This window comes from Turicibacter sanguinis (assembly GCF_013046825.1).
Lineage (GTDB): Bacteria > Bacillota_I > Bacilli_A > MOL361 > Turicibacteraceae > Turicibacter > Turicibacter sanguinis.
On record NZ_CP053187.1, the window covers coordinates 1 to 25,117 of the forward strand.

The window sequence follows — 25,117 nt, forward strand, 5'->3', positions numbered from 1 at the left end:
TTAAAAAATCACTATATAAATAAAAAATAGGATGCTATCAACTGATAACATCCTATTTAAACCAACATTTTTTCTTTTAATTCTTTTAATACTTTTTTCTCAAGACGTGAAACAGCGACTTGATTAATCTCTAATCGCTTTGCTACCTCTGATTGTGTATAGCCTAAATCAAATCTTAAATAAATCAATAACTTTTCAATAGGATCGAGATTTGAAACTAATTGTTTCAGTACAATCTTTTGTTCTAATCCCATTCCCTCTTGATGATTCGGGATCCGCTCAATTAATGGCATATCTTCTCTTTCATAGTTATCTAAAGACGTCACATTGATTGGAGCATTTAATGCTAAAATGATTTGTTCTTCCGATAATTCTGTCTCTTGAGCGATTTCTTTAATCGTTGGCTCCCGTTCTAATACTTTATTTAAATGATCTTTCACTTCTTGAATTTTATGAATATTACTTTTAATACTTCGACTAATTTTAATTGGACTTTGTTCTCTAATAAAGGCTTTTATCTCACCAATGATTAAAGGAATTGCATAGGTTGAAAGGGTTGTATCATAAGATGAATCAAATTGGTTAATTGATTTAAGTAGCCCCATACAACCAATCTGAAATAAATCATCCTTTTCAACCTCTATATGTCCAAACTTATGAACAACGGACCAAACTAAATCCATATGATTTGTAACAAGTGTTAATCTAGCTTCTTCATCACCACTTTGAGCTTTTGCAATAAGCTCATGTATTTGTTTTTTATCCATCTAATCATCCCTCGTGCTAACTTTTCATCTTCATTTGGTAATGCCTATCACTAACGGATTATTTACTTTTTTATGATTGTTCATGTGCTGCAAATTCTTTTTCAAATACAAGTGTTGTCCCTAAACCTGGTGTAGATTGAACTTCAAAGTGATCACTAAATGATTCCATAATCATAAATCCGAGACCACTTCTTTCCTCCTCACTTTTTGTTGTATATAGCGGTTGCTTCGCTAATTCAATATTATCGATTCCTCTTCCTGAATCTTTAATTGTTACCTTTAACCGTCTTCCAACTAATGATGCACTCATGGTAATAAGCCCCTCTTCATTGTCCTCATAACCGTGAATAATCGCATTAGTTACACCTTCTGAAACAATGGTTTTAATTTCGGTCATTTCCTGAGAACTTGGATCAAGTGGCGCAATAAATCCCATGATCACAAGTCTAGCAAAACTTTCATTAATACTTTTTGCAGGAAACTGTAAATGCATTTCATTGTTCATATTATGCAATCCCCCTAATGATCGCTGTAATCTGTTTCTCATCCTCTACGACTTTAATAATTTGAGATAACCCTGATAACTCAAATACCTTTTTAACTAATGGTTTCATCCCAATCACCATGACTGTCCCATTAACAGACTTAAGTTGATTATAACGACCTAATATAATCCCAATTCCTGAACTATCCATAAAGTCTAAATGTTTTAAATTGAACACGATATGTTGAATACGTGATTCACTCATAACAGAATTTAAACGACTTCTCAGTTGATCTGCCGTATGATGATCGAGTTCACCATTTAAATTAACATAAAGAACTTGCCCCTCAACATAAAGAGAAACTGTAATACTCATATTAATCCCCTTTCTCGTGTGATTTTAATTATCTTCATTTTAAAATAGATTACTTTGGAATATGTCATTTTCGACAATTTTAGTCTTTCTTTTTTTTATTTCCTATGATAAAACTTTATTTTTTTATTCGGTCTTTGTCCAAAATTACAAAAAAAAGAAGAAAATGCATAAAACATGTTATGCATCTTCTCCAAATAATATTTTTGAAACAATATATGTGTATAGCCCAATGAAGCTATTTTTTTCAACAGGTTCACTGACTGTTAACGGAATTGTTGTATATTCTTCTCCATTATAGTAATACGTTAAAGTTCCGACTTCATCCCCTGGTTGAATAGGTAAGATTATTTCTTCATTTAATGTGACGGTATAATTAGTTTCACCTTCACCATCTGTTTTCTTTTTCAATATCGTAATTTGATCCCCTGTTACAATGTCAAAATCACGAGTTTTTGCTAATAAATGATGTCCTGATGAAACAACTAAACCACTTTCTAATTTAGGAACTAACTCATATTGTTCATAAGCATATTCAATTAATCGTGTCACTTCTTGATTACGAATCTCCGATTTACTTGCTCCCATCACAACAGCGATGACTCTCATTCCATTTCGTTGTGCTGTTGCCGTTAAGCAATATCCTGCTTCTTGTGTGAATCCCGTTTTTAAACCATCCACTCCATCAACATATTTAATTAGTTTATTCGTATTAACTAACCAAAATGGTGATTCAGTATCTTGTCGAATATAATCTTCATATAGACCTGAAAACTCTGTAATCTCTGGATAATCCTGTAACAAATGGCGAGCAATAATAGACATATCATAAGGTGTGGTAACATGTCCTGCTGCTGTTAAACCAGTTGGATTTTTAAAAACAGTATTATTCATTCCAAGTTCTTTTGCCTTTTGATTCATTAATTCGACAAATGCTTCTTCACTTCCCGCTACGCGTTCTGCTAAAGCTGTAACAGAATCATTAGCAGATGCGATGGCAATACTTTTGAATAAATCACGAACAATCATTTTTTCTCCAGGTTTTAAATAAATTTGTGATCCACCGTAACTAGCTGCATTTTCACTAACGCGAATCACTTCATCCCATTGCAATGCTCCATTATGAATGGATTCTAAGATTAAATACATCGACATCATTTTTGTCATACTTGCTGGAGCCAACTGTTCATGAGGATTTTTTTCGTATAAAATCTCTCCTGTTTCGGCTTCAATCAAAATGGCAGCTTTCCCATCAGTCACTAATTCATCTGCACTAACAATCTTTGAGTGAACGAGACAACTGAAGCTAAAGCAAGTTAGAAGACTAATTAACACTTTTCTTATTTTCATCTTTGCACCTCTTTTTCTACTGCAGCTTAATACACTTTTATGATACATCCAAATGATTTATACACGCTTAGATTAATTTTTATATAGATTATTTAAGTCGTTTCATAAATCATTTTAAGAATAAAAACGAATGCCCTCTTTTTTCATATTTATTTGAATTTTAATCATGAAAGGATGAGATAAAAACAAAAAGAAGTCGAAGCATCAGGTTTAAGATTCTTCGACTTCTTTTCAATTAAAATTCAAAGTGAACCACTTTTTTTGTCACACTAAAATGAGATTATCTTACTTAATTATATCATAAATTAAAGTAGGTGAGCAAACCTCTTCTGTTGAGATTTGATAAGCTTGCATAATATAATCGATGGCTTCTTGGTGTTCGCTACTATTTGAATGAATATAAGCTAATGTGTCCCCGACTTCAACCATCTCTCCCACTTTTTTATTTAAAACAACTCCAACACCCATATCGATAATATCTTCCTTCATTGCACGTCCAGCACCTAATTTCATGGCTGCGATTCCAATTGATAAGGCATCAATTTTTTCAATATAACCTGCACGGTTAGCCTTAACAGCAACGATGGTTTTCGCACTCGGTAATAATGATGGGTCCTCAATTTGACGAACATCTCCACCTTGTGCCTCAACGAATTCATTAAACTTCTGTAGAGCAATACCATTATGTAAATTTTCTTTTAGCGTTTGATATGCCTCATCTGTTGTATTTGCTTTTTTCGCTAAAACAACCATATGAGAAGCTAATTGTAGCACTAATTCTTCTAAATCTTTCGGGCCATGTCCACTTAATGTGTCAATAGCTTCTTTAACTTCTAAAGCATTTCCAATCGCAAATCCTAAAGGTTGGTTCATGTCCGTTAAAAATGCAACGGTTTGACGATGAGCATCACGCCCAATTTCAACCATTGCTTGCGCTAACTCTTTTGCATCTTCTAATGTTTTCATGAATGCACCCGCACCAAATTTAACATCTAACACAATCGCATCAGCACCTGCAGCAATTTTTTTACTCATGATGGAAGAGGCAATTAAAGGAATTGATTCAACAGTAGATGTTACATCACGTAATGCATATAAATATTTATCTGCAGGAGCTAGGTTCCCTGTTTGTCCAATGATTGCAATTTTTTTATCATTGACTTGTTTAATAAATTCTTCCATTTCAAGTTCAATTCTCATTCCTGAAATAGATTCTAATTTATCAAGGGTACCCCCTGTATGCCCAAGACCTCGTCCACTCATTTTTGCAACAGGGACACCAACAGAAGCCACAAGAGGTCCTAAAATTAATGAAGTTTTATCTCCTACTCCTCCTGTTGAATGCTTATCCACTTTAATTCCTTCAATTGCTGACAAATCAACGACCTCACCTGTCGCTACCATCGCTTGTGTTAAAGCTAATCTCTCAGCTTTTGTCATATCATTAAATACCACTGCCATTAAAAAAGCAGACATTTGGTAATCTGGGATTTCTTTATTTGTATACCCATTAATCATCCATTCAATTTCTTCTTTTGTTAATTCTACATTATGTCTTTTTTTGTAGATTAAATCTACCATTCTCATTTTCCAATCACCTTTTTTCTTTAAAAATAAAAACAATTAAATTATACCCCAAACTGGAAAAGGATGTAATCCTATTCGCGTTATAACATAAAAAAAAGATTTTTAAGGAATACTTCTATTAGGTAATGGAAAAATATAATTATAACCTTGACTAAATGAGGTGAAAATGATGTTCCGTCAACATAAAATCTTATGCGAAAATAAAGAGGTTATTGTCTATCTCTTCTTGTATGATCAGGAAATAGACCTTGAAACAATGAAGAATATTTTTTCCCAAATGTCTACTATGACATTAGAATCACGAATTTTAGACTACTTTTCCCAACATAACATAAAATTTTTCGGGAATCATATTCGCATTGTCTATCATGCAACCATTGTCAAAGATTTTGTTTTAAATCAAAAATATCATCATAAAAAACAGGCTGACAACGTCGTTAATTTATATCGTTAACGACAAAACAAAAGAGTGATATCTAATTATAATAGATATCACTTTTTTGTTTTAATAATTTTTATTTTTATTTTTTTCATCATCTTCTATAGGGGAAGTCAGTTCATTTAAAGATAAATCAAATTCATTTCCGAACTCAAAAAAACCAAACAGACTTTGATGAAGGCAACGATTCATTTCATTTTGCCAGGCATGATTAAAAGCTGAATGAGACTCAGTATGAGAGACATGGCGTTCTTTTTTCAAAATAATCAACTCCTTTATCTTAAAACAGTTGTTAAAATAACTAATAACATTAAGACAATAAGATAAGTAAGAACGGCTTTTGCAAAATTTCGTTTATTTGTATTCACTCGTTTACTAAAACTATAATAAATAAAAGAAACGAGATTCACGATAGGAATCATAGCGAGCAAAAGTAAAAAAATCCATTCTTCTATTTTAATGACAGGTTCTAATTCAATTTCTTGATGTGTCTTTTCCATTAACTCCGCCCTTTCTATTGAATGTATTACTTATTTTTAGAATTCAAAAATTTTTTATACTTATTTTTAGCACAAAAAAAGAACAGTCTCCTTAAGAGACTGTTCTTTCTATAATGCTTTTTTGATAATTGTTTCAACTTGCTCACAAATGTCGTTCGTTGACAATTCTGAATAAGCTTCATAAGGAATTGCATCGTGAATTTTCATTTTAACAACCGTTTTTCTTGGCCAACGCTTCGCTACTTCATAACTATTAAAGATAGTGACTGGAATAATATCCGCTTTAGCTTTTTGGGCTAATTTAAAGCTTCCAGCTTTGAATGAACCCATTTTTGCGTCTACCATACGAGTTCCTTCGGGGAAAATAACCATTAAATGACCTTCTTTAACTGTTTTAGCGGCATTTGAGATAACCTTAACAGATTGTCGCACATCATTTCGATCCATAAATTGACATTGAATTAAACGCATGCTATCACTTAATAAAAAAATATGATCTAATTCCTTTTTAGCAACGTATCCATGCGGACGTTTAATCGCTTTCAACATGGCCACAATATCGATATTACTTTGATGATTTGCATAAATAACACCGTGTTCAACTTCATCTAACTTTTCAAGACCATCCACTTCTACTCGAACATTAAATACTAATGGAATAGCCCATGAAACAACCCAACTGATAAATGAAAACTTCTCAACTGAAGAATACTTTTCGTCTTTTAGCTGTTGAACACGGAAATTTACACCTAAAACCGTGATAATGATGATTAATAGTAATAATCCTATAACTCCCAATCCCCAAAATAAAATAGTTAACAAGTCTTACTCACCCTTTCGTAAACATTAAATCTAAGCTCCTGAACCTTTTTTTCCTTTATACAACGCCACTCATCCCAATTAATTTCAGGGAAATAAGTATCACCTTCAAAGGTAGCATCAATATGCGTAATATATAAACGATCTGCTATTGGTAATGTCTGTTCATAAATTGAACGACCCCCAATGACAAATAATTCTTTAGAATTTTGATAGTTTGCTAAGATTTTATTTAAATTATCTGTAATCGTGACTTGTTCATGATTATAACTCATTTGCTTCGTTAACACAATATGGTGACGATTCGGTAATGGTTTATTTTGATAAGACAAAATCGACTCAAACGTATGACGCCCCATTAAAATATCATGTCCTGTTGTTGTTTCTTTAAAATATTTTAAATCTTCTTTATAATGCCACGGTAATTGATTATTAACACCGATTAATTGATTTTGATCAAAAGCTACAATAAGTGAAATCATCTTCTATTCCCCTTTTTTAAACTGCTACAACCCCTTTTAATAATGGATGAGGATCATAACCTTCTAATGTAAAATCTTCATATTTAAAATCAAAAATTGATTTAACGTCTTGATTTAACTTCATGGTTGGAAGAGGGCGAATATCACGTCCTAATTGAATTTTAACTTGTTCTAAATGATTTTGATAAATATGCGCATCTCCAAGAGTATGAACAAACTCTCCAACTTCTAAACCTGTCACTTGTGCAATCATCATCGTTAATAAAGCATATGATGCAATATTAAATGGTACACCTAAGAAAATATCAGCAGAACGTTGATATAACATACATGATAATTTTCCATCATTTACATAAAATTGAAATAATAAATGACATGGGGGTAAGGCCATTTGATCAAGTTCTCCAACATTCCAGGCATTCACAATTAAGCGACGTGAATTTGGATTTGTTTTAATTTGTTCTACTACTTCAGCTAACTGATCAATAACTGTTCCATTAGCTCCTTCCCAACGACGCCATTGTTTTCCATAAACAGGTCCTAAATTTCCTTCTTCATCTGCCCACTCATTCCAAATTCGTACCCCATTTTCTTGTAAATACTTAACGTTTGTATCTCCACTAATAAACCATAGTAATTCATGAATAATTGATTTCAAGTGAACTTTTTTAGTTGTTAATAACGGAAATCCTTCTGCTAAATCAAAACGCATCTGATATCCAAAGGTACTAATCGTTCCTGTTCCTGTTCGATCACCTTTTGTTGTCCCATTCTCTAATACATGATTTAATAAATCTAAGTATTGTTTCATTTATTTCACTCCTAAACTATATGATTACCTTACTTATTATTACAACTTTAAACTTTATCAATGACACCATAGAAAAAATGCCGTTTTTGATTTTCCCTTCTAATATCAAATCCTAATTCTTTTATTGACAGATTCCCGTAGTTCGATTTAACAACGACTCGTTTCTTAGCGACACGTAATGCTTCTTTAACATGTTCATTTGTCATAACATCATAAGATACAATCGGTTTGATTACTTTAATCCCATGAGAAGACTCAACGGAAGTATCAAACATGAAATCAAAGTATACCACATCAAACGAGTTACTGCGACAATTTTTTAAATATTCTAAATTATCTTCATTCCTAATCTGAATTCGATTAATTAATGAAGACCACTCTGGTTTTTCATGCTGAACATAGTAACTTAATCCTTCTTTAACAATGACGGAAAGAGGGAAACTTTTTTCTAATGACACCACTTCTCCCGTCTGACCAACAACATAGTTAGCGACCAATGTATCAGAGGCTAACCCTAAATTACAATCTAAAAATGTCATGCCTGATTCTAACTGACATGCTGTGATTAAACTGTCTTTTTGTCCCCTTTCGAGCTGCTTAATTCGATGCATAGCCATATTAGGATGAAAGAAAACTTCCTCTTGGCCTTTTTTGTAATAACTTAATCCACGTTGATTATTAACAACAAATATATCAGAGTCTACATGTTCTAATAAATATTTGACAGTCTTTTTATGACGTGAATAAAACGGAATATTTAATTTTTTTGATAAAGTTGAAGCTTGTGAAACAAGAGCCTCTGTTTCATCAAAAGCTGTTGTAATAATCATACGACTCACCTTTTCTAAATATTTTTTGATTTCGTGTTGAATAAAATCATGTCATCGACTTGTTTTTCCGTGAGGTCATAATATCGCCACATGATAATAATAGCAATAACGGCGCCGAAAATAGGATATAAAACATACATGTTCCAAATACCATTTAAAGTCTGTGGGGTTTGTATCACACCAGCTTCATATCCCACACGCTCTAATACAAATCCACTAATCGCCCCAGCAACAGCAGCCGATAACTTAGCTGTAAAAGTTTGTAAAGAAAAACTAATGCCTTCTGCTCGTTCATTTGTTGTATACGTTCCATACTCAATACAATCTACGGTAAATAATCCAATCATAAAAGTTGGGACTTGTGCAATTCCTTTTATTGTCGTAAAAAGGTGAACCCATACAATGTTTGAATAGCCAATCAAATAAAAAACCAATGAAGAGAGAATAGCAACGATAAATGCCATAATAAAAATTTTCTTTTTACCGTATCGTTTAATCAGTGGAGGTAAAACAAAGGGAACCAATAACATAGGGATCATGTTCGCAATGGTTAAAGTTGAAATATAAGATTCATTTCCTAAATTATAAATTGCAAAATAATTAATCGAGACTGTTGAGGTATTCGTTAAACTCGCCATAATAATAGCACCATAGAAAATGAGTAAATATTTATTATTCAAGACAAAGCTAAAGATTTTCTTAAGACTTAACACCTCTTTTTGCTGATAAACATAACGTTCTCTCCCTAGATATCTTAAAGGTAACATAGACAGGAGGGCGAGAGTGGCTAATAATAAAACAGTTCCAGTCCAAGCGATTTTAGAGAGGAGGGTCATAAAAAATAACGAGATAATGACGGATCCTAATCCTGCTCCAATACGACCTATGGAAATAAGGGTCACACGTTCATTTGAATTATGAGTCATGACTGTTGCTAATGCAAAAATGGGAACGTCACTAATGGTATAAATAATGCCCCAAATAAGATACGTGATATAAGCATAAATCAAACTATTGATCCCACCACCTCCTACTTTAATAAAAAGGATAACAGTGGTTAAAGGCATTAAAAAAATCACTAATTTAATCCATGGGATAAATTTTCCACCCTCTAAATTAGTTTTATCTACTATAATTCCCATAATGGGATCATTGACCGCATCAAAAATTCTAGCAATTAAAAACATCGTTCCAACGGCCCCCGCCGTAATCCCAACCACATCGGTATAAAATAGCATTAAAAACTGATAAACTAAAAAATAAATCAGATTTTGTCCCATAAAATAGCCGCCATATGCTAATCGCTCTAACCGATTTGTCACAAATTGTTCTCTAGCCATGCATCATCCTCCATTATAAATTAAACCCAAAATAACAATGATGAAGTGATATCATACAAGCTCACTAACTATCTATTTATTTTGACAGATTCCCTTAATAAGTTCAAGTATTCGATTCAATATTAACGTGTCCATTTTGAAGTTAGACATTCGTCTTCACCTATCAAAATAAAAAAGTTTTAGCCCTCTTTTATCTTAACAAAAGGAGGGCTAAAACTTTTCTCTTATTAAAGAAGCACTTCAATGAGATCCTGATCTTCAGTCGACAATTCTTTTAATTCTTGACGTTCTATTGGTTTAGTTTGAATAAACGAAACTTTTTCTGCAACGACTTCAACAACTCTCAATGATTTATAATTAGGCACCTCATACGTTTTATGAACTAATCTTGCTTTCACCCCAATGATGGCTCCTTTTCCACAGTATTCAACTACACTTTTAGCAATTCCCTCCCATAGGGTTATATTGATAAAATCTGTTTCATACTCACCACTCAAAGCATTTTTAAAAGAACGAGTGACAGCTAGTGTAATCGTTGAGACTTTCTTTCCATCAATTGTTTGTGATAACTCAGGTTGACGGACCACACGTCCGACTAATACAACATTGTTTAACATAATTTTTCACTCCAAAGTTTTAAAATTGTGCGCACTAATTTAATATACGATGACTTTTCTTCTTTTCCTTTTTTTATTTTTTTTAATTTTTAAAAATCAGAAAACGTATTCACCTTTTTTTAGACATAAGAACACAAAATGAACACAAAATTTTGTCGAATTTTGATATAATTTTTTTTGTATTCATGAACATCCCCCCCCGTTCATGTAATACATTCCTTTCATTATTGTTTTTCATTCCATTTTTAATTTTTTACATCCCCTCATCAAACAAACGTATTGGGTTTTTGACTTAGCTAACTTTTTTATGCTAAGTACCAATGCAACCTTATACTATTCCCCTCTCAAGGAGAACTGGTGCCCCCCACCAGTTCTCCTTTTTTTATCTTATAAAATAAAAAGAAACAGGAATTTCATCCTGTTTCTTTTTATTTTATTTTTTAGGAAGTAACTTAAACGTACTAAAACGATCGGCTACAAAATAATCTTTTGCTACCTGTTGTAAATCCTCAATCGTTAATTTTTCTAAAATATCTAGAATCGTAAATAAATGAACACCATTAAAAGCATATTGTGTGAATTGGTTCGCAATAAATTCCACAGAATTTAAAGCGCTTAAAAAGCGGCCTACTTTTTTATTTTTGATCCGATTAAATTCATCTTCATTAAATGCCATGGTTGAAATACTCTCTAATTTTTCTCTTAAACTCGATGCTAATTCATCGGGATATCGAGTGTCTCCTCCAACAATAGAAAAACCAAAGGCCGATTCAAAGTTTGTTTCATAAGAGAATGTATCATTAATATAACCCTTGTCTAACATTTCTTCATAATAAGCAGAACTACTACCAAATATCAAATCAAAAATAATATCAACAGCTATTTCATTCTTTAATAAAACTTCACCTTGACGATCTTTTGTCACATCTTTAATTCCTAAAAAGACTTTTGGAGTCGTGACTTCCATTTCTAGGACACTTTCTTTTGTCACAGCATAATCAGGCTCTTCTGGATATTGGCGTGGAATCTCATCTGCTTTCACATATTCTTTAGCAGCTTGATTTTGACGCACTAACGTCATGATTTCTTCTGGATTAAAATCACCAATAACAAAGAGTAACATGTTCGAAGGATGATAAAAGGTATGATAACATTCATATAATAAATCCGCTGTAATCGGTTGGATAGAATCAACGGTTCCGGCGATATCAATCTTTACTGGGTGATCTTTGAATAGATTATTAATGATTCCATAATAAGCTCTAAAATCAGGGTTATCGTCATACATTTTTATTTCTTGTGCAATAATGCCTTTTTCTTTTTCAACCGTTTCTTCTGTAAAATAAGGAGTTTGAACAAAGTCAATTAATGTCGTTAAATTCTCTGATAATTCACTTGTACAAGAAAATAAATAACACGTTCTCGTAAATGAAGTAAAAGCATTTGACGAGGCACTATGTGCAGAGAATTTTTAAAAAACATCATAGTCTTGTTTTTCAAATAATTTATGTTCGAGGAAATGAGCAATTCCATCTGGAACACGTTTCATTTCTGATTGCCCAATCGGAACAAACTCATTATCAATTGAACCATATTTCGTAGTAAAGGTTGCAAAAGATTTATTAAAGCCTGGTTTGGGTAATAAATAAACTTTTAACCCATTTTCTAATTCTTCAAAATATAACTTTTCTTGTAATTGAGGGAACTCTTTAAATTCCATTATTCTGTCACCTCTTTCCCAGTTAAGAAGAAGATGGCATCTTCTTCGATTTTACTTGCAACACGTTTGATATCTTCCACAGTAACAGCATTCACTTGATCAATCCACTCTTCAACGGTTAAAGGTTGGTCTAAAAGAGCATTTAAATTTTCGTGAGCCATCATCCCTGACGCTTGATCTAAAGATTCTAACTTAGAGTTAATTAATGATTTTTTAGCTAAATCCATTTCTTTATCTGTAAAATTACCATCAACCATATCCTTTAATTGTTGGCCGATAATCTCTAATGCTTTTTGATAATTTTGTGCTTCAATTCCTGAATAAACATACATTAAACCTTTATAGTTATCTAAACGAGAGGCACAGTAGTAACATAAAGAAGCTTTTTCTCGTACATTCATAAATAATTTTGAATGAGCATATCCTCCAAACATCCCATTAAACACTAATAATGGTAGATAGTCATCTTCTCCAATTCGGGTATGAGTTCGATAACCAATATTTAGTTTTCCTTGAGAGATATCTTGCTCTTCTTTCACCACTTCAATCTTTTTAATTTCTTTATCTTCGTGGTCAATTATTTGAGCATTTGTTGACTGAACATTGAATTGTAAATGTTGTTTAAAAGATTCATACACGGCTTGATGATCAATATCACCGACAACCATAATCGTTATTTGATCTTCTGTCAGCATTTTTTGATAAGTTTCTACTAAATCTTTTGCGTTAATTTTTTCTAAATCCTCGACATACCCGATAGAGGTAATGCTAAAACTTTCATCCTTACACATAATTTCAACGAGTTTTTGAAGGGAATAAGAAACTTTATCATCATAAATCGATTCAATATATTCCTTTAATAAACGTTTTTCAACTTCTACCACTTGATCTTTAAAGGCTCCGTCAACAAAACAAGGATGTAAAATGACCTCTTTTAATAAATCAATTCCTTGTTCGAGCAAATCTTCTGAATGACTTAAAAATTTTTCATTTGCTAATGAAAGGTAAAACTTAATATTATGTGTTTTTCCACGTTTTTCAACTGTCGCTGATAAAGAACCACCATATAAGGTTTCTAAATACGTATTTAATTCCTTTTTTGAAGGATATTTTTTCGTTGCAGAACGCATTACATATGGAAGTAACGAACGCTTCGTTACACTATCACGTTCAATCTCCGATTGAAACGAAACTGAAATAAGATTCGTTTTAAATTTATCACTTTTTATCGTTGTTAACTTATATCCTAAGTCATCAAATTGACGAACTTCCATAAATTCACCACCTCTAATTTATTAAATTAAGAATTACCTTAATTTCTTGCACATTAATTATAGGGTATTTTGAACATTAAATCAAAAAAATTCCATTTATTTTTATTAACGGTCTAAATCCCTATTAACAGTTTATTCAATAATCATCATTTAATCCGTGAAATGTTGTGTCACATAATAAGTCCTAATCCCCTCTTCATCTACAACATAAACCCCTACTCCAATTTGATGAAATTCATCATTCACCATATTAGCATAATGATTAGGAGAAGATTTCCATGCATCAAAAATAACTTGTGCTGTTGTTAATGGACTTTGAGAACGATAAATATTTTCACCACTAATATGCACTGCTATTTGAAATTGCTCTTGAAGCTGTGAAAAAGTTAGATGGCCATTATGATCAAAATATTGATACTCATACATATCTTTTGATTTGGCTCTTGCTGTGTCGGTTAACTCCTTACTTTTACTCAATGATTCAATTCCTAAACTTACACGCGTATCATTGACTAAGTCAATAATCTGTTGTTCCATACTTTCAACGAATTCCCCTGAAGCTGGTCTGACATGGCTACTCTCCTCTTCTGAAGTAGAAAGAGGACTCTCATTTTTGGGTGACTCATTCCCTGTCTGCTGATTTTCACTATCTGTCTTTTCAACGGATTCATCTATTGAGGGCTTAGGAACCTCAGCTTCTTTAGGCGGTGCTACATCTTGATGAACTTCATTAAATTTTGGAATATCCTCTTTTTTTACTAACGTAATTGAAATGTCTTTAGGTAATAATAAGGCGACCGCCTCCTGCTGACATTGACATCCTGCCATCAAACAAAGTAAACCAATGATGAATAAAAATAGTTTTTTATTTTTAATCAACCCCGTCACTTCCTTTTTTTATCCATTATTACTTATTTAATATCAGTTAGAAAACTTATTTTATACCTCTTTTTATTAAAATAAAAAGAACAATCCTATTCTTTCGGATTGTTCTTTTACTTAATTACGCTAATTCTAACGCAATTTCCATCATTTTTGTAAATGTATTTTGACGTTCTTCAGCCGTTGTTACTTCATGAGTTACTAATGAGTCAGACACCGTTAAAATACATAATGCATTCACGCCTGCGTAAGCTGCATTCATATATAAAGCGGCTGCTTCCATTTCAACACCCATAACTCCCATTTTAGCCCATTTTTTCCATGAATCTGCGTCTGCATCATAGAAAATATCAGAAGATAAAATATTTCCGACTTTAACATCAATTTCTTTTTCAGCTGCTACTTTGACCGCTTTACTTAATAATTCATAAGAAGCGATTGGAGCATAAGTCCCTGGTAAATTATATTGAGATGCATAGTTAGAATTTGTACAAGCACCCATTCCGATAATGACATCACGGATTTTTACATCTTCTTGAAGAGAACCACAAGAACCGATACGAATTAAATTTTTCACGCCGTAAAAATGAATTAATTCGTAAGAGTAAATCCCAATAGATGGGATTCCCATTCCTGATCCCATAACTGAGATTTTTTTCCCTTTATAAGTTCCAGTATATCCAAACATATTACGAACTGTATTAAATTGCACAACATCTTCTAAGAAATTGTCTGCAATATATTTTGCACGTAATGGATCTCCTGGTAATAAGACTGTTTCTGCGATAATTCCTTGTTCTGTACAACCAATGTGTGGTGTTGGAATTGCCATTTTATTCACTCCTCTTAAATCACTAATATGCTGTTGTATTTTCTTTTCCTTGAACTAATGAAACACCACCAGATGTTCCAATACGGTTTGCTCCGGCTTCAACCATCACTTTCATATCCTCAGCGGTACGGACACCTCCTGAAGCTTTAACCCCAACTGATTCTCCTACTGTTTGACGCATTAAAGCAACGTCAGCTGCTGTGGCTCCACCTGTTGAGAATCCAGTTGATGTTTTAACAAAATGAGCTCCTGCTTTAACAGCCATTTCACAAGCTTTTACTTTTTCTTCATCTGTTAATAAGCATGTTTCGATAATAACTTTTACTAAGACACCGTTTGCAGCCTCTACAACCGCCTTAATATCTTCATACACTAATTCCCAATTTTGATCTTTTGCAGCCCCTACATTGATAACCATATCAATTTCAGATGCCCCGTTTTCAATTGCTAATTTTGTTTCGTATGCTTTTACTTCTTTGAATGTTGCTCCTAATGGAAATCCAATCACTGTACAAACTTTAACGTCTGTTCCTTTTAACTCATTAGCACAAGTTGCGACCCAAGTTGGATTCACACATACTGAAGCAAAATTGAATTGTTTTGCCTCTTCACATAATGTTAAAATTTGAGCTTTCGTTGTTTCAGGTTTTAAAATCGTGTGATCAATATACTTATTCACTTCCATTGAAATCCTCCTCGAGACAGATTAAATCCTAATGATTTATTTGCCTTTATTAGTATATCTGAAGTTATGAATGTTATATCAGTAATTCATTAGGAACATTCTAAAAAATCAGAATTTAAGTGTTTTCAGTGAAGAAATTATCCAGATTCTTCAACTAACTCACCCTCAATTCTACCAAAAAATGACCACTTTTAAAATCTTTTTATTAGTATTTTGTCGAATTAAGCAGACTTTTTTATCTCAATCCAAGTGTTTTTCCTTAATTGAATATAAATAACGTGAAAAAGTCCGGATCATTAAAAAGACAGGAAGTGCAAAAAATACACCTTGAAAGCCCATAATAGTCGCAGCAACCACCATAATCATCATAATTAATAAAGGATGCATATCAAGGTTGCGACCAATAATGAAAGGCTGTAAAAAATTCGCTTCTATACACTGTAAAATGGCTAAAATAATAATTACAATAATCACTTTATTCCAAGAAATTGATAACGCAAAGACGACAACCGGAATAGCCCCAATAAATGGCCCAATAAACGGAATAAAGTCCGTTAAGCCAATTAAAACGCCAAATAATAAAGCATAATCAATTCCTGCAATCATCAACAGAATGGTTGCAATAATTGACAACGTCACCATAATTAAAAAGACCCCACGAATATATGAACCCAAGGATTCATCTAACAACCCAGCGATTGAGACTGCATGATGTCGAAATCGCCTTGGTACAATTTTTAATAACCCGTGCATCATTTTCTCAAAGTCTTTTAAAAAATAAAATAACGCAATTGGAACAATAATGATATTAACTAATGAGCCAATAATTGAAAAAATCATATTGAAGGTCCATCCTGTAATTTCACGCATATGAGTCGTCAAGGTGCTCATCCAGCTACTATAATCTCCTAAAAAATACTGACTGACATTAAGATTAAACTTCTGATCAAAAATCATAATTTGTGTTTGAATAGCCTCTAAATAAGTAGGCAAATTCATGACTAAATCATGTAACTCTCTTAAAATTGTTGGCAAAAACCATGAAATGACACCGTATAAACTTCCAAAAATAAAAAGATAAAATAAAAAAACGGATAAAACCCTTGGAAGCCGAAGTCGATCAATGCAAAGAATGAGAGGATGAATAACATAGGCTAATAAAAAGGCAATTAAAAATGGAAATAAACTCGACCAAATATCTGAAAGAATATTTCCCCAAATAGGAGAAGTTTGAACAAATAAAAAAACAATGCTTAATAACATTAAGACCACTAATGTATACATCCCAAATTTTATAATTTTTGCATATTTTGAAAAAAATTCTTCCATGTCTCTCACCTCGTTAAGTTCAGCTAGTCGTATCATAAAATTATTCTATGTCTTTATATTATAGGTGTCTAAGTTTTGATTATGCCTCTCCTTTTTATTTTTAAAAAAATAAAAACAGGCTATAGCTTAAGCTATAACCTGTTTTTGATTTTTAAAGCCCTTCATCTTTACTATTTGATGACTTAATAAAAATTGACTGACTCCTAAGATAAACTGGCTAAGTCCTAATGCAAGATAAGGACCAAAAACAAAATGGACGTAATACGATAAGAAAAATGTCAAGAGCGAGGTAAAAGCAATATATGAATATTTAACATACGGGCGACTTGCAAGATTTTCACACCGTGCGATTAAGAAAATCGGACAAATCAAAAGTCCCCCATTTAACATAAATAATAATAAAATCCAATACTCAAAATGAGCCATTTGCATAAATAAAGCACCTAACAAAGTATAAGTCCCAATATAAAGAACAAACACCTTATAATCTAGAATTTGACGCTTCATCAAAAATAGCGCACAAATGATAAGGGGAAGAATTAAAGTTCCCGCTAACGATCCTTCAAATAATCCTGCTAAAACAGTTTGAAGGGAATGAAACTTTAAAATAAATTCATCATAAGTTAAGGTAAGCGGTCCGTTAACAGCACTCATAAAAGGTGAACTAAACATCGGTGGGGTTTGTAAAATTCCTAAATTTTGATTAATGGAGATGCTTCCCCATACCCCAACTAAATAACCAATTAATACAGGGTGTACGAGATATAAATTTCCTTTCGGTTTAATCATTGAAGAGACTAAAATTATTAAAAGACTTGCCATACAAAGAGCGGTAACCGGGGCGTCTAAGGATAACATTAAAATCAATATCATAACAAATAATAATGAGGGACGTTCAATTAAGCTCTTTACGCCTTGTTTTAATGTCAAAAGACGATGATTCGATAAAGAAGCTAAACTATAGTCTACCACCGTTGCAAATCCTAAAATAACCATTAATTTAGTCAAATGAATTTTAAAAATTTCAATGGCAATGGTTGATCCTAAATGACCAATGGTTGAATAATAACCATATTCAACAAATAATCCCATCAAAATGAGTAAGCTAGCAACTAAATAAAGAATTTTAATTTGTTTTTTTTCATTAATAGTTAATCTTAAAGGATGGTTTAATCGTCGCTTAATGGCTAATTTAATCTTTTTCATGTCGTTTCTCCTCAATCTTAAAAAGTAATTCTATTCTATCATGAGATAAATCATTTTGGGATAGCTGTCTTTCTAAATATTCAAAAAAAAATTAGCAAAGCGCTAATTTTTTCCTTATTTATACTCATCTTTTAAGTCTTCTTCTGAAATTTGATATAAGTTAACATGACAATATCCCATTGGATTTTTGGTCAAATAGTCTTGATGATAACGCTCTGCCTGATAAAAGGGGCTCTCTTTTTTTACTTCTACCACAATAGGAGATGCATAATTAGGTTGTATCTTTTGAATAAATCTTTCTATAACCGGACGCAAAGCTTCATCGTCATAATAAATTCCTGTTCGATATTGAACGCCAACGTCCCCCCCTTGTTTATTCAATGAAGTGGGATCAATAATTTTAAATAAATGCTCAAGAAGTCGCTCTAATGAAATAACTTGCTCATCATAATAAATTTCACAGGCTTCCACATGATTCGTATTTTGGGCACAAACTTCTTCATAAGTTGGATTCATCGTGAAACCATCTGTATACCCGACACGTGTGGATAAAACACCTTTTAATCGCTTAAAATAAGCTTCGACTCCCCAAAAACAGCCCCCCGCTAAAATGATTTTCTTCATTATTATTTTCCCCCTTTGCTTAAGCTTGATCCCCTTTACGCTTAACTTTAATTGATTTGGTTAACTCATTGATGACATAACTAGCTGCGATTAATCCCGCTACACTTGGAACAAAGGCATTCGAAGCAGGTGGTAATTGTTGTTTACGAACTTCACTATCTTCTTTTCCAACAATTTTAAGAGTATCCTCTCGTCCAATAATTGGTCGCTCTGTCGAATAAATAACTGGAATTTTACCACTTACTTTTTCTTTTTTTAATTTAGTACGAATCACTTTAGCCACTGGATCATAAGACGTCTTCTGCAAGTCTGTGATTTCAAATTTAGTTGGATCTAATTTATTAGCGGCTCCCATTGAAGAAATAAATTTAATATTTCGTTTTAAACATTCTTTAATTAAATGAATTTTATAGCTAATTGTATCTGAAGCATCTACAATAAAATCAATGTGATGATCAAATAATAAGGAAGCCGTTTCTTCTGTATAAAACATATGCATTTGAATCACCTTACATACTGGATTAATTTCCGCAATACGCTCAGCCATCACCTCAACTTTTTTACGTCCTACCGTCTTATGAGTCGCATGAATTTGACGATTTACATTCGTGATATCTACCACATCTTTATCAATTAAAATTAACGTTCCCACACCTGTACGTGCTAATGCCTCCACGGCAAACGAACCGACACCACCAATTCCGAGCACGGCAACCGTACTATTTTTTAAGATTTCTGTTCCTTCAGGTCCATAAACTAATTCATTTCTAGAAAATTGATGTAACATCTCGTCTTGCTCCTTACTCTTTCTAATTATTTAACTGCTTTGATTATACCGTTATTCTCTCTAAATTACCACGATGACTCACTTTTTTTAGGCTATTTTTTAAAATTTAGTATGAAATCTAAAATACTGGCTATAATAATAGTGTCAAATGAAATGTCATTCGGCAGTAAGTATTTGTTGGTGATTAATATACCTCATTTCCTCGGATTTTAGTTGGTATCCAACATCAAGTTACTGTCACGTAGATGATGTAGTTTAGTTGTTTTATGATGAGTGACCTCTTTCATTTGATAGATGCATATGATTTCATTTTCGTCAGTAGATGTAAAAAATAATATGCGTCTAAATCCCCTGAATTGTGCGTATGGTGATTAGTTGTGAAATCCGAACATTTCTGATAAGGGAATCCGGAGTTCTGATATTGTGTTGAATGCCTAACCATTTTGTTAGGAATCCTAATATATCAGACAGGATACCCACCTGCTCTCGAGCGGGTTTATTATCCTAACACTTACGGCAATTTGGGTTATTTAAGATGACACGGATAGCAATATCCGTGTTTTTTTATTTTATCTCAATTTATTTATTGCACTTTATCGCTTAACATGATAAAATCTAATTCCAAACTGAACCGTCAGATGATTTTTCATTTAAAATAATACACTTCTTATACCACATTTTAAACTCTATCTAGTCCATAAGGACCCTAACCCTTCAGATTAAGATAGATTTTGCCTTGACGGTCACTTTGGGCTAAAAACAAAAAGAATTTAGTTTAGATATAAATGAGATGAGTTAAATTGACCTTGCAATCTATCCAATATCATGTTAAAATTTACTCATCTTCTGAGATATGCGTAAGGTGATTAGTTCTTTAAATCCGAACATTTCTGATTAGGGAATCCGATTCGCTAGTGTGGTGTTGAATGCCTAGCTTTTATCACCTAGGACTCCTAAAACACTAGATACGATGCCCACCTGCTATTTTAGCGGGTTTATATCCTAACACCTACGGTATTTTGGATAAACACGAATCAATATGATTCGTGTTTTTTTTATTTGACAGATTGTAATATTAAGTGCGACACAAAAAAACTCATAAATAGGATCTTTGTTATAGAATGAAGTTACCACACAAAATTCTTAACAAGGAGATCTATTTATGAGTTATAAACATCTTAACACATTTGAGCGCACACGTATAGAAGTTCTTTCAAAAATGGGCTATTCAACGAGACAAATCGCTCAACAACTAAATCGCCACCATTCAACGATTGCTCGTGAACTGAAACGAAATACTCAAAAGACGTATCAGGCTGAGTTAGCAGAAGAATTAGCTGGACAACGTCGATTAAGTTGTCGTTGTCCAGAGAAGAAATCTGAACAAGTCATTCAGACCATCCAACATTATTTAAAGTTAACCTGGTCGCCTGAACAAATTTCTAATACCGTTTTAAAGGGTGTTCTTTCATTTAAAACCATTTATCGTTGGATTTATGATGAAACCATTTTGTTAGGAGATTTAAGTTGTTTAAGACAAAAAGGAAAGCGACGAAAACCACGAGAAACACGCGGACGATTTAACATTGGAACGTCGATTCATCAACGTCCCAAAGAAGTAAAAAGACGTGAAACGTTTGGGCACTGGGAATTAGATACGGTTGTTTCAAGTCGTGGAAAGAGTAAAGGTTGCTTGGCGACCTTTGTTGAACGTCAAACACGTTTTTATGTGGCCATTAAAATAGAAAATCGCTCAGCAACAGAAATGTACCGAGCGATTAGTGAGTTATATAAACTCTTTCCTAAAGACACCTTTAAAACTTATACGGTTGATCGAGGAAAAGAGTTTGCTTGTTATTCCAAAGTAGAAGCTGATTTAAAGGTTCCTGTTTACTTCGCAGATGCCTATTCGTCTTGGCAAAGAGGAAGTAATGAAAATGCCAATGGTCTTCTTCGAGAGTTTTTCCCGAAGAAGACAGATTTAGCACGAGTCAGTGACGAAGAGATTAATGAGGCACTCTGCCTCATTAATCATCGACCACGAAAATGTTTAGGGTGGAAAACTTCATTCGAGCTATTTCATGAGAAACTGTCGCATTTGTATTGACAATTCGTCATTTATATAAATAAAAAGGATGCGGTGTGAGAACCTCATCCTTTTTTTATGGCATTAAAACATTTTCTAAACGTACCGTTCCATTTTCCTTGATCACACGATATAACGTATCGTTCATTAAATCAATCCCTGATTCAAATAAACTTCCATAAGTATTAATAAATTTTTCATCAATGCGATGTAAATAAACATAATCATACTCATTTAACCTCGATGCCCATTCCGAAACGGATAAATTACAAGTGTATAAATCAGTATCTGAATAAGGGTCACCTAAACTATACTCATATGTATTAATGTGAATTGGCGTTAAAATATAACGTGATGTTAAATGACCATGACGATTATTTTGCGTAATAAGGTAAACACGGTCAGTAGGATTAACCACCTCTAATAGTTTTTCCATTTCATAATAATCCCATCTTGTTTCAACACTTTGATCAATATAATAAGGGGCTAAAATGGTACTATTTAATAGTGGTTTAATATTGATGAAAATTAAGCAAAAGACGACACAAGCTAATGGTAAATAAGGCTTAAACTTCTTTGACTCATCAGAATCAACACTCAACAACATATATACTAAGAAGATAAAGAATCCCGTTAAATAGGTTCCTAAATAGCGAGCGAGTGAGGCAAGACCTGTTGCTTCCCCTTCTGAATACGTAAATAAATAGACTGATAAGAGTGAAGCTGCAAAAATGAGGCATCCCATAAAGATTAAACGAATGGCCCATTTTATTCTAATTTGATATTTTTTGTTTGTTAAATAAACTAAACTTGCACCTAATAAGGCAAAAATAAATAAACACCCTATAAAGTTAATATCAATCATAAAGCCAGTGATTTTATCAGTAAATAAGGCATTAAAGAAATTAATCATCGTTTGTTTACGATACACAGGTTGATCATCGGCATAAAGATTTAATACTTTTTGTAAGGTTACACCAGGTTCTCCCCAGTAACTCCCTGTTTGACAAATCTTTAAGTACCAACTCCATGAGTACTTCGCAAATAAAATAGTGATTAAAGGCAAAATAAGCATCACTTTATTCACATAACGATTTTGCTTCATAAACGATTTAACCTCTAGGCGATTTAAAATTAAATCTGGCAGAATAATAACAAGTGAAATGGCAGCTAAACCAAATCCCGTTTCTTTAGTTAAGATGAGTGTAGCGAAAGCTAAGCTTAAATTCAATAAATTAAATTTAGACATGGGCTGACTAAAGTAACTATATAAGATATATCCAAAAATCACACCTAGTGTAGCATCAACATAAATCGTATGATAGAACTCATAATAAAAAGCGAGTGGAACCACAAGTACCGTAAAAGCTAACATTAAAAATTTCTTTGGTTCTTTCCAAGTGGTAAACTTTAAAATAGGAATCAATAACGCGATATTAAAAACATTGATGGCCCGATATAAATTTCCTTCAATAAATACCCCAGATAGTTTTTGTAAGAAATATTGGAATAAGGCAATCGCCGGTGGATAAGATTTAAACGTTGTCGTAGCAATGGATTGATTTCCAAGAACATCAAGTGCAAACATATTCTTTACCGTTAATCCCCAATGTGAAAACTCATCCCATTGTGTTAATAAACGACCCCGATGAGCCCACCAAATAAACCCAAAGAATAGTACAAAAAATAGTAAACCTGGTGTTAGAGAACGCATGAAAAACTCTTTTTTATCTTTCCAAACAAAATAAAGACTGAATCCAATCGCTAAAATAGTCAATCCGATCACCGCATAATATCCAACCTTTAATGAACCCAAAATTGAGCAAACATACATTAATAACGTCATGGATAAGACCGTTATCGGTAACACTTCTTCAAAACGCTTTTTAAAGAAGCCGCTATAACTAACTGTAATAGCTAATAAAATGAATAGAAATAAAACTAAATACATATGCGTTTATTTCCTCCTTCATTTTCCACTTCACGCTTAAAGACCCATTCACGTTGGATTTGGAAGCTTAATAAGAATAATAAGACATCCACGATTAATTTTAAACCAACTTCATTCATTTCAGACACTTTAAATAAATAAGTCACCCCAACACCAGAAATCAACATTTGAATGATGCATAAACAATAGTACTTGATAGCAGTTGAAATAGAATTTTCTTTTAAATTAAACACGGTATTTTTATTAACCATGAAATTCGCAACAGACGAAACGATACGTGCTAATACCGTTGCAATCATAATATAATTAAGTCCTGACATGCCTTTTAAAATCGAGATGAATAAGGTAAAAAATGAAATATCAATAATAAAAGAGGCAAATGAAGATAAGATAAATTTTAAAAATACCGAATATATTTTTAATGAATCAACTAACGGATTAAAATGAGAAGACTTATTCTCTTCTAAATAAATCGTTTGAATCGGAACCTCTGTAATACGAACTTGATTTTGTTTTGAATCAATTAACATATTCATTTCAAACTCAAAACGTTCACCCGACACATTCATCAATGTTTTTAAGTAGTTACGAGGGATAGCACGTAATCCTGTTTGTGTATCGGTCACTTTGACCCCACATAAAAATTTAAAAACATGACGTGTCATAATATTTCCAAAGCGGCTTCTAAACGGAATATTGGCTGCATCAAAGTCACGACACCCCATAATTAAATCTGTCGGATGCTCCATCAAAGTATTTGAACATTTGATAATGTCCTCAAGACTATGCTGACCATCGGCATCTACGGTTACAACCCCAACGAGATTTGGAAACGTATTTAAAATATAATTAAATGCCGTTTTTAAAGCACGCCCTTTTCCTAAATTGACATGATGTCGTAACACATGACAATGATACACGTTTTTTGCTTCTTCAAAATACGAATCAAATGTTTCAACACTTCCATCATTCACAACTATAATATGTTCAAATTCATTTGACCTTAAATTTTTAATAAGATTTAGCATTTTCTCATCCGGATTTAAACACGGAATAAGGATCGCTACCTGATTAAATGGCTTCACTAATAAATCCCCTTTTCTGCTCCTAATTTTATTTTAAGTCCTCTTATATAAGAACCGATAAGTTTTGTGGATTTCAAAACCTTTAGTGGTTCTATAGTTATACCTTAGTATCACAACGGCTTAAATACTAAGACTGCTTCTATAAAACTATAGATGACATTTCGGTTTATATACGGACTAAAAGTTATACTCAACGTCTTGTCGATAATTGTACTTCTTGCCTTTTAATTATAAAATATTCCGTCATAGATGGAAAC

General features: G+C 32.7%; 26 protein-coding genes, 2 other RNA genes and 1 pseudogene. 4 read left to right on the forward strand and 25 right to left on the reverse strand.

Going from position 1 to position 25,117, the window contains the following annotated elements; translation table 11 throughout:
* Nucleotides 1-56: 56 nt before the first annotated feature.
* The 5 genes from HLK68_RS00005 to HLK68_RS00025 all read right to left on the reverse strand — a co-directional run bounded on the left by HLK68_RS00005 (nt 57) and on the right by HLK68_RS00025 (nt 4,561).
* Nucleotides 57-767, reverse strand: a complete 711-nt coding sequence (locus tag HLK68_RS00005) for a sigma-70 family RNA polymerase sigma factor (protein ID WP_006784533.1) — start codon at nt 765-767, stop codon at nt 57-59.
* A 70-nt stretch (nt 768-837) separates the two neighbouring features.
* Entirely contained in the window at nt 838-1,272 is a 435-nt protein-coding gene (gene spoIIAB, locus HLK68_RS00010) for an anti-sigma F factor (RefSeq protein WP_006784532.1), read from the reverse strand.
* 1 nt (nt 1,273) lies between these two features.
* Nucleotides 1,274-1,627: an anti-sigma F factor antagonist gene (gene spoIIAA / locus HLK68_RS00015; RefSeq protein WP_006784531.1), complete on the reverse strand. Its 354-nt coding sequence runs from the start codon at nt 1,625-1,627 to the stop codon at nt 1,274-1,276.
* A 177-nt stretch (nt 1,628-1,804) separates the two neighbouring features.
* On the reverse strand, nt 1,805-2,974 hold the full coding sequence (locus HLK68_RS00020; RefSeq protein ID WP_006784530.1) for a D-alanyl-D-alanine carboxypeptidase family protein: 1,170 nt from the start codon (nt 2,972-2,974) through the stop codon (nt 1,805-1,807).
* 285 nt (nt 2,975-3,259) lie between these two features.
* Nucleotides 3,260-4,561 carry a pyrimidine-nucleoside phosphorylase gene (locus HLK68_RS00025; RefSeq protein WP_132942603.1) on the reverse strand — a complete coding sequence of 434 codons (1,302 nt, stop codon included), beginning with the start codon at nt 4,559-4,561 and terminating at the stop codon, nt 3,260-3,262.
* Nucleotides 4,562-4,727: 166 nt separating this feature from the next.
* Here HLK68_RS00025 and HLK68_RS00030 point away from each other — a divergent pair, with 166 nt between their 5' ends.
* Nucleotides 4,728-5,015: a hypothetical protein gene (locus HLK68_RS00030; protein ID WP_229040032.1), complete on the forward strand. Its 288-nt coding sequence runs from the start codon at nt 4,728-4,730 to the stop codon at nt 5,013-5,015.
* 51 nt (nt 5,016-5,066) lie between these two features.
* Here the strand turns inward: HLK68_RS00030 and HLK68_RS00035 are convergent, their stop codons facing one another.
* The 18 genes and pseudogenes from HLK68_RS00035 to HLK68_RS00115 form a co-directional block, all read right to left on the reverse strand.
* The gene (locus HLK68_RS00035) at nt 5,067-5,261 is read right to left on the reverse strand and encodes a hypothetical protein (RefSeq protein WP_006784527.1); all 195 of its coding nucleotides are present in this window, start codon (nt 5,259-5,261) and stop codon (nt 5,067-5,069) included.
* A 14-nt stretch (nt 5,262-5,275) separates the two neighbouring features.
* On the reverse strand, nt 5,276-5,500 hold the full coding sequence (locus HLK68_RS00040) for a hypothetical protein (protein ID WP_006784526.1): 225 nt from the start codon (nt 5,498-5,500) through the stop codon (nt 5,276-5,278).
* A 108-nt stretch (nt 5,501-5,608) separates the two neighbouring features.
* Nucleotides 5,609-6,322, reverse strand: coding sequence for a lysophospholipid acyltransferase family protein (locus HLK68_RS00045; protein ID WP_006784525.1), 714 nt, complete (start codon nt 6,320-6,322; stop codon nt 5,609-5,611).
* A complete protein-coding gene (locus tag HLK68_RS00050) occupies nt 6,316-6,801 on the reverse strand; it encodes a dihydrofolate reductase (protein ID WP_006784524.1) in 486 nt (161 codons plus the stop codon). The genes HLK68_RS00045 and HLK68_RS00050 overlap by 7 nt, the downstream gene beginning before the upstream one ends.
* A gap of 16 nt (nt 6,802-6,817) precedes the next feature.
* The gene (locus HLK68_RS00055; RefSeq protein WP_006784523.1) at nt 6,818-7,612 is read right to left on the reverse strand and encodes a thymidylate synthase; all 795 of its coding nucleotides are present in this window, start codon (nt 7,610-7,612) and stop codon (nt 6,818-6,820) included.
* A gap of 47 nt (nt 7,613-7,659) precedes the next feature.
* Complete coding sequence (locus HLK68_RS00060; RefSeq protein WP_006784522.1) at nt 7,660-8,442, reverse strand: class I SAM-dependent methyltransferase; 783 nt, start codon at nt 8,440-8,442, stop codon at nt 7,660-7,662.
* A gap of 14 nt (nt 8,443-8,456) precedes the next feature.
* Nucleotides 8,457-9,782: an MFS transporter gene (locus HLK68_RS00065; RefSeq protein WP_006784521.1), complete on the reverse strand. Its 1,326-nt coding sequence runs from the start codon at nt 9,780-9,782 to the stop codon at nt 8,457-8,459.
* A 227-nt stretch (nt 9,783-10,009) separates the two neighbouring features.
* The gene (ssb, locus tag HLK68_RS00070) at nt 10,010-10,399 is read right to left on the reverse strand and encodes a single-stranded DNA-binding protein (protein WP_006784520.1); all 390 of its coding nucleotides are present in this window, start codon (nt 10,397-10,399) and stop codon (nt 10,010-10,012) included.
* A gap of 433 nt (nt 10,400-10,832) precedes the next feature.
* Nucleotides 10,833-11,858, reverse strand: a pseudogene (gene yfmH / locus HLK68_RS14530) (EF-P 5-aminopentanol modification-associated protein YfmH); the annotation flags it as partial.
* Nucleotides 11,859-11,870: 12 nt separating this feature from the next.
* Nucleotides 11,871-12,119, reverse strand: a complete 249-nt coding sequence (locus HLK68_RS14540; RefSeq protein ID WP_238843605.1) for a hypothetical protein — start codon at nt 12,117-12,119, stop codon at nt 11,871-11,873.
* Nucleotides 12,119-13,393, reverse strand: a complete 1,275-nt coding sequence (gene yfmF / locus HLK68_RS00080) for an EF-P 5-aminopentanol modification-associated protein YfmF (protein WP_129821275.1) — start codon at nt 13,391-13,393, stop codon at nt 12,119-12,121. Before yfmF ends, HLK68_RS14540 begins: the two co-directional genes overlap by 1 nt.
* Nucleotides 13,394-13,543: 150 nt before the next feature.
* The gene (locus HLK68_RS00085; RefSeq protein WP_230311891.1) at nt 13,544-14,272 is read right to left on the reverse strand and encodes a CAP domain-containing protein; all 729 of its coding nucleotides are present in this window, start codon (nt 14,270-14,272) and stop codon (nt 13,544-13,546) included.
* 124 nt (nt 14,273-14,396) lie between these two features.
* Nucleotides 14,397-15,107 (reverse strand): purine-nucleoside phosphorylase, encoded by a 711-nt coding sequence (gene deoD, locus HLK68_RS00090; protein WP_009606972.1) that lies wholly within the window; start codon nt 15,105-15,107, stop codon nt 14,397-14,399.
* Nucleotides 15,108-15,129: 22 nt separating this feature from the next.
* Complete coding sequence (deoC, locus tag HLK68_RS00095) at nt 15,130-15,792, reverse strand: deoxyribose-phosphate aldolase (RefSeq protein ID WP_006784515.1); 663 nt, start codon at nt 15,790-15,792, stop codon at nt 15,130-15,132.
* A 240-nt stretch (nt 15,793-16,032) separates the two neighbouring features.
* Nucleotides 16,033-17,121, reverse strand: coding sequence for an AI-2E family transporter (locus HLK68_RS00100; RefSeq protein WP_006784514.1), 1,089 nt, complete (start codon nt 17,119-17,121; stop codon nt 16,033-16,035).
* A gap of 126 nt (nt 17,122-17,247) precedes the next feature.
* Entirely contained in the window at nt 17,248-18,327 is a 1,080-nt protein-coding gene (locus HLK68_RS00105) for an RnfABCDGE type electron transport complex subunit D (RefSeq protein WP_055163584.1), read from the reverse strand.
* A 114-nt stretch (nt 18,328-18,441) separates the two neighbouring features.
* Nucleotides 18,442-18,951, reverse strand: a complete 510-nt coding sequence (gene msrA, locus HLK68_RS00110; protein WP_006784512.1) for a peptide-methionine (S)-S-oxide reductase MsrA — start codon at nt 18,949-18,951, stop codon at nt 18,442-18,444.
* Nucleotides 18,952-18,970: 19 nt separating this feature from the next.
* Nucleotides 18,971-19,738 carry a tRNA threonylcarbamoyladenosine dehydratase gene (locus HLK68_RS00115; RefSeq protein ID WP_006784511.1) on the reverse strand — a complete coding sequence of 256 codons (768 nt, stop codon included), beginning with the start codon at nt 19,736-19,738 and terminating at the stop codon, nt 18,971-18,973.
* A gap of 345 nt (nt 19,739-20,083) precedes the next feature.
* On the opposite strand from HLK68_RS00115, the gene ssrS (HLK68_RS00120) reads away from it, so the two are divergent.
* The 3 genes from ssrS (HLK68_RS00120) to HLK68_RS00130 all read left to right on the forward strand — a co-directional run bounded on the left by ssrS (HLK68_RS00120) (nt 20,084) and on the right by HLK68_RS00130 (nt 21,845).
* A non-coding RNA gene (gene ssrS, locus HLK68_RS00120) (6S RNA) lies at nt 20,084-20,270 on the forward strand.
* A gap of 308 nt (nt 20,271-20,578) precedes the next feature.
* Nucleotides 20,579-20,768: non-coding RNA, 6S RNA (ssrS, locus tag HLK68_RS00125), on the forward strand.
* Nucleotides 20,769-20,900: 132 nt separating this feature from the next.
* Nucleotides 20,901-21,845: an IS30 family transposase gene (locus HLK68_RS00130; protein WP_055164393.1), complete on the forward strand. Its 945-nt coding sequence runs from the start codon at nt 20,901-20,903 to the stop codon at nt 21,843-21,845.
* Between the two features lie 55 nt (nt 21,846-21,900).
* Here HLK68_RS00130 and HLK68_RS00135 read toward each other — a convergent pair whose 3' ends face one another.
* Together HLK68_RS00135 and HLK68_RS00140 are read right to left on the reverse strand one after the other, a co-directional pair.
* Nucleotides 21,901-23,775 (reverse strand): hypothetical protein, encoded by a 1,875-nt coding sequence (locus tag HLK68_RS00135; protein ID WP_006785678.1) that lies wholly within the window; start codon nt 23,773-23,775, stop codon nt 21,901-21,903.
* Nucleotides 23,766-24,860 (reverse strand): bifunctional glycosyltransferase family 2/GtrA family protein, encoded by a 1,095-nt coding sequence (locus HLK68_RS00140; protein WP_006785677.1) that lies wholly within the window; start codon nt 24,858-24,860, stop codon nt 23,766-23,768. Before HLK68_RS00140 ends, HLK68_RS00135 begins: the two co-directional genes overlap by 10 nt.
* Nucleotides 24,861-25,117 lie beyond the last annotated feature (257 nt).